This is a genomic window from Candidatus Rhabdochlamydia oedothoracis (assembly GCF_019453995.1).
Classification (GTDB): Bacteria; Chlamydiota; Chlamydiia; order Chlamydiales; family Rhabdochlamydiaceae; genus Rhabdochlamydia; species Rhabdochlamydia oedothoracis.
In genome coordinates, this window is record NZ_CP075587.1 from 895171 (window position 1) to 909080 (window position 13910).

The window sequence follows — 13910 nt, forward strand, 5'->3', positions numbered from 1 at the left end:
TGTTTAGTAGCACTTAAGAAATAGCTGCAATTCTTTAGAGGCCTCTTTTAAAGCTGTTAAAAAAGAAAGCTTTTGCATTTGAGGTGCCATTTCTGGAATAGCAGTTAGATCAATCAAAGCCGCCTTAAGAAAATTTTCATGATTGTGGAATTGATCATGGTATTGATTCATTAAATCCATCAAGGTTTTTGCGTGCTTTCCTATTTCTTTGCGGCTGGGACTAAAGTGTTCATCTTGTTGGATCTTAGAAATTAAAGAATCGACTTTTGCCTTTAATTTTTCAGCCTCTTTGATGAAAAGAGGATGAGCTCCTGAAGAGGGTTGAAAAGCGCTCATACGCATACTCCTTAGTTTATAATTTCATCCTACATTTACTATATAAATAATTCAACGATTTACTATTAATTATATTTTTATTTTAGATTGTATTAAACTAAGTGCTACTAAACTAGCTGTTTCTGTTCTTAGAATATTCGAATGAAGACGTATGGGTTTAGCGTGTAAATGCGAGATTACATAAGATTTTTCCCTATCAGACAATCCTTTTTCTGGTCCGATACAGAAAATAATAGGAGGAATGCACTCATTTTTAGGCATTTCCCATAAATAAGGATTTTGTATAGAAAGATCGCCAACTAACATAGTTGCTTTTATCTGTTGCCACTGGTTAAGAGGAGGTTTTATTTCTATACCGGGTAAATCAAGTCTACCACACTGTTTAAGAGCTGCAATAGAAAGAGCTTGTAGACGGTGTAATTGCTGGTCAGAAACCCCTTTTTTTTCACTCAGCTCCCCAGGAAAAAGCCAAAATTCTGTGGCATTTAGCTCTGTTGCTTTTTCTATGATCCATTCTAAATGGTTCATCTTAGCAATCCCTTGAGCTATAATAATACTTGGCTTAGCATCTTCTTTTACTACGGATAATATCTCTATTTGCATGCGTGTTTTTTCTATTTGTACAACAGATCCGATAGCTAGCTGTCTTTTTCCGTTTACCAATTCCACTTTCTCTTTTAAACGAATGCGGTCCACATTCAGATGATGTAATTCTTTACTAGTAACAGATAAGATATCTGCTTTTTGAAAAGAAGATTCTAAAAAAAATCGATTATGGGGCACGCAAAACCGCCCTTTTTAAAACCTGAGAAAAAGGTTGATCGTCTTGCGTATTTCCTAAGCGATACAATTGCTCTAAAGAAATGATCTGAAAAGCCGATAGCTTTAAAAAATAACGATAGAGTTTGTGGTAAGAAGAAAAGTTATAGATCAGCTTATAGCAGAAGTTGCTCTGCAAAAGATCCTCTTCTTTTTCATAATACTCTATTTGCATATCTTTGATTTGTACAGAGTAGCTTTTAGGAACTTTAAGTGTAATGAATTCATGCGGATACACTTCGCGAAAAGCTATCAAATCAGAAGCTATTTTTTCAAATAAAGATCTTTCTTGGGGCAAAATTACACAAATAGACTCAAAACGAAACTTTCCTTTTATTCTTTTTAAGGTTTGTTGTTTCCAACGATTGTGCAGCCAAAGCCATTGATCCGGTTTTTCCATAATACTTGTCTCTAGTATAGATAAGGCTTGCAGCATCATTCTCTCTATTTCTTGATGAGCAGGAGCTTTTCGATTAGGCCAAATAGGCTCGGAATACCGAATATGGTAGCCTGTTTTTTGACGTTTCATAGTTGCTACAACAAGAGGGGATCCTGTCCGATAAGATAACAATGCAGGTATAGGAGATGTCCAAGCTTTCCTGCCTAAGAAAGAGGAGCACAAACCCCTCTCTGGCATTCCTTGATCACCGACGATTCCCAAAAAAGACCCTGCTCTTAAAGCTTTCAATCCTTCTCTTACCGCTTCTCTGGGATGGATAATCTTACCACCGTATTTTTGTCTGATTTTAAGTGTCCAATTATAGAGAAATTGGTTTTTAATCGGTCTTCCTATAGCAACCCCTCGCATGCGCTGAGATCCTTCTAGAAAAAAAAGTTCCCAGTTTGCTTGGTGTCCACAAAAAAAGATCGGAGATGTTCCTGCTTTGTACAAACCCTCTACCTGTTCTGGATTTTCGCACTGCACAAGGTGATGGATGTTTTTTTCTCTAGAAAGCTTAGGGTATTCTAAATAGGTGATCATCACATTTTGTATAGAGCGCTTAGCTAGAGAAACCAATTCCTTCTTAGAGAGATGTAAACTACTAGCTAAGCTCAAATTGGTCAATGCACGCTTACGGAACTTGGAAGATCCATAGAAAAGACAAGCCCCTAGAAAAGCGCCTATCTTATGAATACTTCGATAAGATAGCCAACGCAAAGGCCAGGTAAAGACTAAAATACTAAAATATACCAAACGATCGGAGAACATTTTTTATGTATAACAGGTTAAGGCATAATATATGAATAGGTAAGTTATTCTCATAGTTTTAATAAATTCAAAAAAAACCCTTAATTAAGGGTGCTTATAGTAGCATCTTTAGGGTTTACCAAAAGCCCTTTCAACCTCGAAGTGCACAAAAAAGAACATATAAATATTTGAAAAAACATCTATTGTGCACTCGAGCATAGCATGTTTGTAGATAATCTCCTAAACACTTCTATTGGAGTTTCGAAGTTGAGAGCCTTTCTAGGTCTGTTATTTAGTATAAGTTTCCACCCTTGCCATATCCTTGGAAGTCGTATCTAAAAAGCTTTGTGTTTTAGGAAAATATTGCCTAACTAGTCCGTTTGTATGCTCAATAGCTTAACACAAAACAAAATATTTTTCTATACGATTGAATCGGAACCACTATATACTGATATCTTTGATAATTTAAAGAACAGTTCAAAAAAATAAAGCGATAGTAATCCTATAAATCTTTATACAAGCCCTCTTTTGTTTTTATTCGTAGTTAATATTTAATTAAAATTAACATTGAAATGTTAATATATAGACTTAATTAATATTAACTATAGGATTTTAATGTCATATTATCTAGATACCATTAATATTGAAAAAACAACAGCCTCAGAAACATACAGTAAAGTACCGGGAAAGGTGATTGAATTACCTGCTGGTTCAAAAAAGAACCGCTTGAAGTTCGAATTACCATCAAATGACACCTCTATTCAAGCAGCAGCAAATGTATACGTAGAAGTTATTGGTAAGGGTTTTTTTGAGTGCAGTAAGTCTTTTATTTTATCCATCATGTCCATGATGGATCTTAAATTCTTTAAAACCACATATAAAGGGAAAACAATCTATATCAATATGAATAGCCTTTCAAATCGATTAGGTATTAAGGTTAATAAAACCTGTTCGAAAAATTTTCATTTAGAAATTGAAAAGCAATTTGAAACAATTCGTGAAGCCGAAAAGAAAATAGATGCGTTTTTTCAAGAATTAACCAAAACAAGATATAAAGAAAACGGTAATGAGTTAAAAACTACTAATGGGGATCCCATATCAAAGACTTGTTTTCGCAAACTGCTTGGATTAACAGCATTCTCCCATTTTCATGCTAAACAAAAACAAGAATCGAGTTATTTACTAAAAGATGGGAGCATACTTTTTTTAAAGAAGCAAGAAAATAAAGAATGGCCACTAATCACATTATTTACAGAAAAGGTGTTGGGTAAAGGTTGCTTTGGAAAAGTATTAACCGTCCAAGAATTATCTATGGGTAGAATATCTGTTGCAAAAATAGCTCATGCATCTAATCAAAATGAAGATGTTAGAAATGAAGATCTCATCTTAAGCAAGATTTTTCATAATAGCAACCCGGCTGGAATTCAACAAAAACCCTATTCCTTATTTAACTTTAGACTAAAAGATATCAATTATTGTGGATACATAGCACCAAAATATGACACTAGTCTTGATAATATAATGCGCCAATTAGAGACAGCGGAAAAAATAGAGGCTGCTAGACAGCTCCTTAGAGGGTTAAAAGAATTGGAAAATCAGAAAATTAGCCACGGAGATATTAAAGAATCAAACTGTCTGTTTAGGAGAAAAAGCGATACTTCTATAGAATGTGTTATTGCGGATTTTGGAGGAGCCAATGACCTATCAAAACAGCCTAAATGGGCATACGGCGCTCCCTATTATCAATTAGAAGAAGACTATAAAGCGTATCAGTCTTTGTACGAACAACAAAACTCTAAGAAAATAAAGAAGGGAAGAGCTAAAATTTATGCAGACGTAACAAAACTCCTACTGCGTAGAGATGTTTATGCCATGGGAGTTACCCTAGCAATGCTGCTAGAGAACTCTAGAATTAAAGCAGAAAACAGCGAAAAGCTGTATTCTCTTGTAAACCGAATGCTAGAAGCCTCCTGGAAAGAGCGCATTAGTGCCTCTGAAGCTTTAGCAGAATTTGAAAGAATCTTTCCTTTTCAAGCTGTAAGTGAAGCTATTTAATAGCTGGAAGATTCAATCTTAACCTTCCCTCTAAAAACGCGATAAATCATAGCGCTATAACAAAATACAAAGGGAAGTCCAATAGCTACAATAATCAATAGCACGGTAAGATTTAAATCTGAACCAGAAGCGTTTAAGAAGTTCAGGCTTAAAAGATCTGGCTGTATTAAAGAGCGTACAAGATTAGGAAATGTGCCTATCCCAAAAACAACAAGCATGAGGATAATTCCTAAGCAGGAAAAAAGAAAAGCTTGAAAGTCTTTTTTTAGAGAAAATAGTCTGGGTACATTTAGAATAGCTAATAGAGCAGCTATAGGAACAAGCGAGAGCCATCTATACTCTTTAATGCGCTCTACCATATGAGGCATAAACATCCAAGTAGAAAGCGTTGTGATAAAATAGGTAATTACAAATAAGAGAATGCAGCGTTTGACCCAAATACGCAATCGCTCATGCAACACCCCTTCTGTTTTCATAGTTAAATAGATGGAGCCGTGCATAATAAACAGTGTTGTGGTAAATAATCCAATCAAAATAGGATAAGGACGGAAAAATAGACTAAAGCTTCCTATGAAGTTGCCTTCCTGATCCAGGGGAACGCCTTGGATTAAATTACCCAATCCAAGACCTAAGATGAATCCAATGATAAAACTAGCAACCGAAAAAGTACTATCCCAAACCCTGCGCCACAATACAGAATTTTGCTTACTACGAAATTCAATAGCCACTGCACGGAAAATAAGCCCGCAAAGAAAAATCATAATGAGATTGTAAAAACCGGACAACAAAGTAGCATATACAGGAGGAAATCCCGCAAGCAAGCTCCCTGCTACAATGACAAGCCATACCTCATTCCCATCCCAAACAGGACCTATAGCATTTAAAAAAATACGTCTATCTCGATCTGTTTTTGTAAATAAATGCAACATTCCAGTTCCTAGGTCAAAGCCGTCTAAGGCAACATAAAAAATGATTGCAATACCTATTACAAGATACCAGATAAAACTAAGGGTAAAATCCATTCTTTAAACCTCTTTTTCAAAAGGGTTACGATACACTAGATCTTGCTGTGTTTGCAAAGCATCTTCTGGACCGTATTGGATTTTATGATTCAGTAGATAGATAAATAGAGCAAATAACAAGGCGTAAATCACTAAAAACATCATAATCGAAAAAAAGACCTGACTTTCGTGAATATTGGTTGAAACACCATCCACTGTTTTAAGAATTCTATATACAATCCAAGGCTGTCTTCCTACTTCTGCTGTCATCCAGCCGCTAAAATTGGCAATCTGAGGAAATAGGACAGAAATCACTAAACCGCGTAAAATCCATTTAGAATGCATGAGCTTTTTACGTCTGTATTGAATACAAGCTAAAATGGTAAGCAAAGCCATTAAAGACCACATAGCAATCATCATATGGTAAGACTGAAAAACCACTTGAATAGGAGGTCTTTCATCTTCTGGTATTTGATCAAACCCAGTAACAGGGGTAGTAAAATCATGAAAAACCAAAAAGCTCAAAAGGCCAGGAATTTTAAGCCCTTTTACCGTCTTTGTAGCATCGTTAGTCCAACCAAATAGCGTGATTGGGGTTTTAGGCTCTGTTACATAGATCCCTTCCATAGCGGCTAATTTTGAAGGCTGATTCTTGGCAACTCCTCTTGCTGTGCTATCTGCTGAAACGAGTTGCAAGATGAGAACAAGGGCTGCTGCGATTAAAGATATGCGTAAAGTAGCCTTTGTAAATAGCGTATAGCGCTTTTTTAAGTAGTAATAACTGCTCACGCTCAAAATGCAAAAGATCCCCGCTAGCCAGCAACCTAAAATGACATGAATTAAGCGATCTACACTCGAAGGATTAAAGACCATTTCCCAAAAATTATGAATGATGGCGCACGCTTGCTTACCTTCACCTGCGATGATATGCCCAGCGGGTGTCTGCATCCAAGAGTTGGCTACAACAATCCAAATAGCGCTAAAATGCGCACCACAAGCTACGCAAATGGTAGCAAAATAATGAAATTTAGGACTGCATCTTTCCCAGCCAAATAACATAACCCCCAAAAAACCCGCTTCTAAAAAGAAAGCAAAGATCCCTTCCGCTCCCAAAGCACTGCCAAAAACATCGCCTACAAAACGGGAATAATTAGCCCAATTTGTCCCAAATCCAAATAATTGTACAAGTCCTGTTGCAACACCAAGGGCAAATGTTAAGGCAAAAATTTTCGTCCAAAATTTTGCAATTTGTTGATAAAGAACATTTTTTGTTTTTAAATAAAAACCTTCAAAAATGACAAGCATTAACCCTATACCAATACTTAAAGGGGGGTAAATATAGTGGAATGCACTTGTTAGTCCGAATTGAATTCGAGACAACATAACAACATCCATAAGTTCTCTTCTCAAGTTTAAAAAATGAATAGTTCTTGATCCTAACAACATCGTGAAAAAAACTCAAAGCCAAGATCAGCTAAGATCGTTTAAATTAAAAAATATTCTTTTTTCTAGCCGTCTTTTCTGTTATATTTTGCCTGGGCTCAAACTCTATTAAACAACTCCTAAGATGTAAAAAATGAGTGCGCTTTTTCATAGTTTTACTTCTCTCTTTGAAATTCTAGTAATTACTTTGGTGATTAACTATTTACTTATGTTTTTCTGGAATACGCGTTCTATGGATGTGGTGTTGGGATTATTAGCTATTTTATTAGCTTTTTTCTTTGCTGCTTGGTTAAATTTTCCGATATTACACAGAATTATAGGATTGTTAAGCAATACAGCATTATTGGGGTTATTAATCATCTTTCAACCGGAAATGCGTGTAGCTTTATCTAAGCTTAGTCCTAAAGGACGACGTTATAAAGAAGTAACAGAATTTGATAAGTTCTTAGACCATTTAGGAACTTCTGTATATCGTCTTGCAGAAAAAAGACTCGGGGCTCTTATTTTACTAGAAAACGAAGATTCCCTAGATGATTTTGCCAGAAAAGCCATACAACTCAATGCAACTTTTTCTTCTGAGCTACTAGAATCCATTTTCGATACAACAACTCCTCTGCACGATGGTGCAGTGATTATTCGCAATACGACTATTCTTGCTGCTTCTGTAATTCTGCCTCTTGCTGAAGATAGCCTACAACTAACCAGGTCCATGGGTACACGGCATAGAGCAGCTTTAGGAGCAAGTCAATTGACAGACGCTGTAATTATCATTATCTCCGAAGAAGCGGGCAGAGTTTCTATTGCTCGTGATGGAGTGATGACACCTGGCGTGAAAATTGACAGATTTAAAGGAATTATCCGCAGCATTTTTACACCTCCTGCTCCTATGAACACAAATTTTAAAACTAAACTTAACTTTAGAAATTGGTTTCAGAAATGAATGCTGTAATTTCCAAAATATTCTCTAATTGGCTTAGAAAACTTGTAGCCTTAGTTTTAGCAATTATTATCTGGTTTATTGTGAACCAAACACTGATTAGTACACGCACTATTAATAATGTCCCTATTCGCATCATTAACCTACCTCCAGAAAAAATATTGGAGGGAATACAGACAAACGGACATCTTATTAAACAGCTCAATCTAACAGTCACTGGCAACAAAACCATTATTGACGAGTTAAGTTCTTATGATTTGGAAGTTGTGTTGGACGCAACGGATAAACCAGACGAATTCATGGGTACCATATCTAAAAAAAACCTGTCTTCGCTAAATCCTGAAATTGATCTATCTAAAGTGATTAAACGTGTTCAATACCCTAGCTTTATTGTGCGAATGACTAATTTAGTAACAGAGCAAATACCTATCATCATCACTAAGCCCATAGGAGAAGCCCCGCGCGGTTATCAATTTTTAAATATCTGGCCCTATCGCTTACTTCTTACAGTACAAGGACCTGAAGATACTTTAAAACGGCTCAAAGAAAAAGAGTTAAGGCTTACTTTAAACCTTAATGAAGTGAAAAAATCACAACTTGATGCTCTAGACCACGTTGAACAAGAGGTCATTAGCTTTTTTGTACCTGATTATTGGACACAGATTAAAGTGCCTTCTTTAAGCGATGTTCCTATCTCTATCGATGATCCAAACGCAAAATTACTTAGAATAGATTTTATTCGTTCTAGCTTTTCTCCTCTCAATTACGCTATCCCTGTATCTTTATTCTTTCCTATTGAAACCTTAAACAAATTAAACCCCGATACAGTGCAATTAGCTGAATCTACTTTGTTGAAAAAAATACACGGACAAGGCGTCCTTCAGATTCCTCTTTTAGTTAATGGATTGGGACCTCGCTTTTTAAATCTTATTGAAAAAATGATTCAGATCGAAATTATCGTTATACCACACGCTAAGCAAGAAAGGCTTTCTTGGAATGTACAACTGGTTAATCCCAGGCAATTAGAAAACCAATATGTACAAGCTTTTAACGGAGAGCTCGTCGATCCAGATATTTTGCTATTAGCTCCTATACTAAGAGAGGAGTACTTAAGAAATCGCTTTCGCAGTTATGTAAATCGTCTGCTATTATTCAAAACCGATGAAACAAAACTAAATCTATCTATTTCCCTAAAAAAAAACGTAATTACTATCGAAGAAATGGATTCTTCTGTTAGCCTTACAACACCATCTAATTTGTAATAAATGAAATATCAAATCACCCTTTTAAAAAGCAGCCTTACACAAACAGGTGGATTAGAAAAATACACTTGGCAGATAGCACAAAGATTTTGTCAAAAAAATCTTCCCGTAACTCTATTAACAACAGGAGCTTCTCATCCTCCGTTTATATCAGATTACCTTAACATCGTTTCTTTTCCCATTGACTATCGATTAAGCGTTTTGAATCTATTGCAATTTAATCGTTGCTGCGCTCAATACATAAAAAAGCATCCTACGCCGATTATTTTTGGATTAGATCGCAATCAATTTCAAACGCATATTCGTGCAGGAAATGGAGTCCATGCAGCTTATTTAAACTACCGAGCACAAGAAGAAGGGGTATATAAAAAGCTTAGCTTCTTTTTTAACCCCTTACATCAAATGACTTTACAATTGGAAAAGAAAGCTTTTGAGCACCCAGAATTACAGATTTTATTTACAAATTCGCATCTTGTTAAACAAGAAGTGCTCTCTCACTATGATATTGCTCCAGAAAAAATACAAGTTGTACATAATGGAGTAGAATGGACTGCCTTGGAGCCTCATTTTCAAAGTTGGCATCAAAAAAAACAAACTATTCTCCAGGAATTAAAACTCCCTTCTTCTTGCTACCACTTCTTATTCATTGGAAATAATTACCGCCGTAAAGGGTTATCTAAATTGCTACAAGCTCTTTCTTTGATAGACAATCAGAGCTTTCATTTAAGTGTAATTGGAAAAGAATATCATTTAGCAGACTTTGAACAACAAGTATCAGAGCTAAATCTAGAATCTAAAGTCACCTTCTTTGGGCCTAGAAATGACACCTATCAATTCTATCAATACGCTGATTCTTTAGTTATCCCTTCTTTCTATGATCCTTTTGCCAATGTTACAGTTGAGGCTCTTGCTATGGGCTTATTCGTCGTGTCCTCTGCACGTAATGGCGGCTCAGAAATTCTATCCCCTACTAATGGAACCGTAATTGAGTCTTTAGAAGATATATCCTCATTTGCTCAAGCTCTACATACAGCCCTTTCTCATCCCAAGACAGAGAAAAGCGCGGTTGCTATTCGCGAATCTGTAAAAAGCTTCGATTTTTCCCATCAATTAGATCGCATGGTTGAATTAATCTTAGATCCTGTTTAAAATCTTTTCAAAAGTAGAGCAATAAAAGCAAGAACCACCATATTCAGGCTTGCATGTAGTTTTCTTTCCCAATTTTTCCATAGCCTGCGACATTTTTCTATCCACGCAAAAGAACGCTCTACAACCCATCTTTTGGGAATAACTGTAAAAGTATGAAGTGTATTTCTTTTGGCTATTTCTAATATGCATCCTAATATCTCCTGCACACTCTTTGCAAATTTTTCTCCGGAATATCCTCCAATGGTTTTTATGTAGTGAAAATGCTTCTATACACCCATTTCTGTCAGTGATATTAGCAGTGGTAATGTGAATCGCATGAGGGAGCCCTTGGGTATCGACTGCTATATGTCTTTTTATTCCTGATATTTTTCCCCCTGCATCATATCCTTATCTTCTCCGCTGTATCAGTATTTTTAACACTTTGAGCATCAATAATTAAAAAGCTTGTTTTCTCTTTCCGACCACTGCTTTTAAGGAATCCTTCCATTTTATACTCCTTATGAAAAAGGAGCCAGAATCATTTTTTATCTCTCAATTATCAAGCAAAATCTTCATGCGTTGGCCCTGACATACGCCACTGGCAACCACTTTTTAAAATGTACAAAATTCCACAAAAAATATCATATAGATCAACTCTTCGTGGACGTGTTTTTTTGCGTGTAGACTCAAGTATTAGATGGATTTTGTTAAATTGCTTACGAGAGATATCTCTTGGATAAGAGCGGGTCATAATTACCTCCAAAGGTTTTATGAAAACTATCATTATACCTGGCCCTTTCAACCTTGAAGTGCACAAAAAAGAACATATAAATACTTGAAAAAACATCTATTGTGCACCCGAGCATAGCATGTTTGTAGATAATCTCGTAAACACTTCTAGTGGAGTTTCGAAGTTGAGAGCCTTTCTAGGTCTGTTATTTAGTAAAGTTTCCACCCTTTCTATATCCTTGGAAGTCGTATCTAAAAAGCTTTGTGTTTTAGGAAAATATTGCCTAACTAGTCCGTTTGTATGCTCATTTAAGCCTCTTTCCCAAGAATGGTAGGGCGTTGCAAAGTAGAAGTCTGTCTCTAGCTCGAAACTAACCATTTGGTGATAGGCAAATTCTTTTCCGTTGTCTGCTGTTAATGTGTGTACAAAATCTTTGATAGGTTTAAGTTGTTCAATTAACGCTTGACTTACTTCCTCTGCAGTTTTATGAGAAACTTTGGCGAGCTTAGTTAGCTTGGAAGTTCTTTCTACCATTGATACAATTACGCCTTTATGTCCTGCCCCTATGACTGTATCTAGTTCCCAGTCTCCTAAACGAGTCTTTTTTTCTACAATACAAGGCCGTTGCTTAATATCTATACGACCAGGCATGTTCCCTCTTCCAGAAGCTCCCTTTCTCTGCTTGTTATATTTTTTCCCTCGATGACGGAGCTCTCTATAAAGCTGTCCTCCCTGTCGTTTATCTTTCCAGATATGATTATAGATGGTCTCATGACTAACATGTTCTTTACCATGTCTTTTAAGCCATCCGGATATTTGTATAGGGCTCCATTGCAACTTGATTTTTTCTTCAATACGGGTAACTATTTGAGGAGTCATTTTTTTATTGGGCTGAGAATTTTTTCTAAGAAATGCTTTTTCTTGAGCTTGCTGATGACGGTATCCTCGTTGCCCTTTATTTCTCTTAAGTTCCCTACTAATAGTGCTATGATGAACTTTTAGAATGTTTGCTATTGAGCTAGATGTATCTCCTCTAGCTTTTAAAATATAAATCTGACATCTTTGGTCATAGGTTAGGTGATGGTAGCCTTTAGGCAAGGTCTCTCCTTGTGTTTGATTGTTAAAAATCACAATAGAGATTCTTTCATCGCCTGCCTATTCTTTTTTTAATTCTTCTGTGCACTTCAAACTTGAAAAGACTCCTTACTGAAAAGATTTTAAACAGTCTCTTAGAAAAAATTCTCAGCCCAATAAAAAAATGACTCCTCAAATAGTTACCCGTATTGAAGAAAAAATCAAGTTGCAATAGAGCCCTATACAAATATCCGGATGGCTTAAAAGACATGGTAAAGAACATGTTAGTCATGAGACCATCTATAATCATATCTGGAAAGATAAACGACAGGGAGGACAGCTTTATAGAGAGCTCCGTCATCGAGGGAAAAAATATAACAAGCAGAGAAAGGGAACTTCTGGAATAGGGAACATCCCTGGTCGTATAGATATTAAGCAACGGCCTTGTGTTGTAGAAAAAAAGGCTCGTTTAGGAGACTGGGAACTAGATACAGTCATAGGGGCAGGACATAAAGGCGTAATTGTATCAATGGTAGAAAGAACTTCCAAGCTAAATTAAGCTCGCCAAAGTTTCTCATAAAACTGCAGAGGAAGTAAGTCAAGCGTTAATTGAACAACTTAAACCTATCAAAGATTTTGTACACACATTAACAGCAGACAACGGAAAAGAATTTGTCTATCACTAAATGGTTAGTTTCGAGCTAGAGACAGACTTCTGCCCTACCATTCTTGGGAAAGAGGCTTAAATGAGCATACAAACGGACTAGTTAGGCAATATTTTCCTAAAACACAAAGCTTTTTAGATACGACTTCCAAGGATATGGAAAGGGTGGAAACTTATACTAAATAACAGACCTAGAAAGGCTCTCAACTTCGAAACTCCACTAGAAGTGTTTAGGAGATTATCTACAAACATGCTATGCTCGGGTGCACAATAGATGTTTTTTCAAGTATTTATATGTTCTTTTTTGTGCACTTCGAGGTTGAAAGGGCCTATTATTAAAAATGCTATTTTTGCTTAAACGATAGAAATATCTACATTTATTCAATTTTGTATACATTATTATCATTACGGAATTTGTTGGTCAAGTTTTGCTTTAACCAATTAAAAATCAGTAACATACAGTAAAAATTTGAACCCATTCATAGCTTAGGTGAGGATTATTAGAAAATATATCTTGGGAGCTTTAGTTTTTTAAACTATGTACTTGGGAAAGCCTACAATTGATTTATAGCATAATAGAAGGTGTAGAACACCATTCATAGCTCGATGCGGGTGCTGTTCACCTCTGAGAGAATACGCCTTTGCAATAGCATCCTTAGAGCAACCTGTTTCCCAGGGAAAAAGCTTTAGACCCATTTTTGCCTGGCGTATTGCTTCTACCCAATACATGGAAGCCAGATCTAACCAGTGATAAGGAAAGAGGAGAGCTTCTTGTAATTCAGGATCGATGAGATAAGAAAAAAAAGCTCGGTCAAAAGAGGGATTTTGACAAATAAAAACAGCTTTGCCTCGGGTGATTTGGTTTTTAGCAAAGCAATCTTGTATTTGTTGAGCCACTAATTGAGAAGGTAACCCTTGACGCACCATTTGCCAATTGAACCCATTAACTTCTAGACTTTTAAGATCACTTTTTTGCCAATCTTCTAGGCTGATGCCAATTACTGACTCAAAAGAATCTTTGTAAGTACCTGTTGTAAGGTTCATTATTTGAAAAGCAATTTCTATGATTTTATGTTTTTGTGGGTTTAAACCATTGGTTTCTGTGTCTAAAAAAATTCCTAACACATTAATCCTTTTAATTAAAAAATTAAGAACAGTCGAGGTTAACAAGAAAAGTAAACAGATTCAATAAGTATTTTCTTTGTACATAATATTTTATTTGATATATCCCATTTAGTTCTAAGAGAAAGCAATTGAGGTATTAAGCCCCTA

The 13910-nt window shown here is 35.9% G+C and carries 12 protein-coding genes and 1 pseudogene; 5 read left to right on the forward strand and 8 right to left on the reverse strand.

All coding sequences use genetic code 11. The features are described from left to right. Positions 1-3: 3 nt before the first annotated feature. The 3 genes from RHABOEDO_RS04960 to RHABOEDO_RS04970 form a co-directional block, all read right to left on the reverse strand. Entirely contained in the window at positions 4-342 is a 339-nt protein-coding gene (locus RHABOEDO_RS04960; protein ID WP_220017840.1) for a hypothetical protein, read from the reverse strand. Positions 343-405: 63 nt separating this feature from the next. Next, positions 406-1119, reverse strand: a complete 714-nt coding sequence (locus RHABOEDO_RS04965; protein ID WP_215216516.1) for an RsmE family RNA methyltransferase — start codon at positions 1117-1119, stop codon at positions 406-408. Continuing rightward, entirely contained in the window at positions 1109-2350 is a 1242-nt protein-coding gene (locus tag RHABOEDO_RS04970) for a lysophospholipid acyltransferase family protein (RefSeq protein WP_220017841.1), read from the reverse strand. Before RHABOEDO_RS04970 ends, RHABOEDO_RS04965 begins: the two co-directional genes overlap by 11 nt. A gap of 609 nt (positions 2351-2959) precedes the next feature. Here RHABOEDO_RS04970 and RHABOEDO_RS04975 point away from each other — a divergent pair. Then, complete coding sequence (locus RHABOEDO_RS04975; RefSeq protein ID WP_215216518.1) at positions 2960-4399, forward strand: protein kinase domain-containing protein; 1440 nt, start codon at positions 2960-2962, stop codon at positions 4397-4399. Here the strand turns inward: RHABOEDO_RS04975 and cydB are convergent. Together cydB and RHABOEDO_RS04985 are read right to left on the reverse strand one after the other, a co-directional pair. Continuing rightward, positions 4396-5421: a cytochrome d ubiquinol oxidase subunit II gene (cydB, locus tag RHABOEDO_RS04980; protein WP_215216519.1), complete on the reverse strand. Its 1026-nt coding sequence runs from the start codon at positions 5419-5421 to the stop codon at positions 4396-4398. The genes RHABOEDO_RS04975 and cydB overlap by 4 nt on opposite strands. A 3-nt stretch (positions 5422-5424) precedes the next feature. Then, on the reverse strand, positions 5425-6783 hold the full coding sequence (locus tag RHABOEDO_RS04985) for a cytochrome ubiquinol oxidase subunit I (RefSeq protein ID WP_245397575.1): 1359 nt from the start codon (positions 6781-6783) through the stop codon (positions 5425-5427). A 193-nt stretch (positions 6784-6976) separates the two neighbouring features. On the opposite strand from RHABOEDO_RS04985, the gene RHABOEDO_RS04990 reads away from it, so the two are divergent. The 3 genes from RHABOEDO_RS04990 to RHABOEDO_RS05000 are packed head-to-tail and all read left to right on the forward strand — an operon-like array spanning position 6977 to position 10191. Further along, a complete protein-coding gene (locus tag RHABOEDO_RS04990) occupies positions 6977-7783 on the forward strand; it encodes a diadenylate cyclase (protein WP_215216521.1) in 807 nt (268 codons plus the stop codon). Beyond that, positions 7780-9042, forward strand: coding sequence for a YbbR-like domain-containing protein (locus tag RHABOEDO_RS04995; protein WP_215216522.1), 1263 nt, complete (start codon positions 7780-7782; stop codon positions 9040-9042). The genes RHABOEDO_RS04990 and RHABOEDO_RS04995 overlap by 4 nt, the downstream gene beginning before the upstream one ends. Positions 9043-9045: 3 nt before the next feature. Then, entirely contained in the window at positions 9046-10191 is a 1146-nt protein-coding gene (locus tag RHABOEDO_RS05000) for a glycosyltransferase family 4 protein (RefSeq protein WP_215216523.1), read from the forward strand. Here the strand turns inward: RHABOEDO_RS05000 and RHABOEDO_RS05005 are convergent. Next, a pseudogene (locus RHABOEDO_RS05005) lies at positions 10188-10921 on the reverse strand (IS5 family transposase). The gene RHABOEDO_RS05000 and the pseudogene RHABOEDO_RS05005 overlap by 4 nt on opposite strands. Before the next feature lie 96 nt (positions 10922-11017). Then, positions 11018-12031 carry an IS30 family transposase gene (locus RHABOEDO_RS05010; protein WP_215216525.1) on the reverse strand — a complete coding sequence of 338 codons (1014 nt, stop codon included), beginning with the start codon at positions 12029-12031 and terminating at the stop codon, positions 11018-11020. 190 nt (positions 12032-12221) lie between these two features. On the opposite strand from RHABOEDO_RS05010, the gene RHABOEDO_RS11450 reads away from it, so the two are divergent. Continuing rightward, a complete protein-coding gene (locus RHABOEDO_RS11450) occupies positions 12222-12533 on the forward strand; it encodes an IS30 family transposase (RefSeq protein ID WP_350339709.1) in 312 nt (103 codons plus the stop codon). Positions 12534-13169: 636 nt separating this feature from the next. On the opposite strand, the gene RHABOEDO_RS05020 is transcribed toward RHABOEDO_RS11450, so the two are convergent. Continuing rightward, on the reverse strand, positions 13170-13763 hold the full coding sequence (locus RHABOEDO_RS05020; protein ID WP_215216437.1) for a 3'-5' exonuclease: 594 nt from the start codon (positions 13761-13763) through the stop codon (positions 13170-13172). Positions 13764-13910 lie beyond the last annotated feature (147 nt).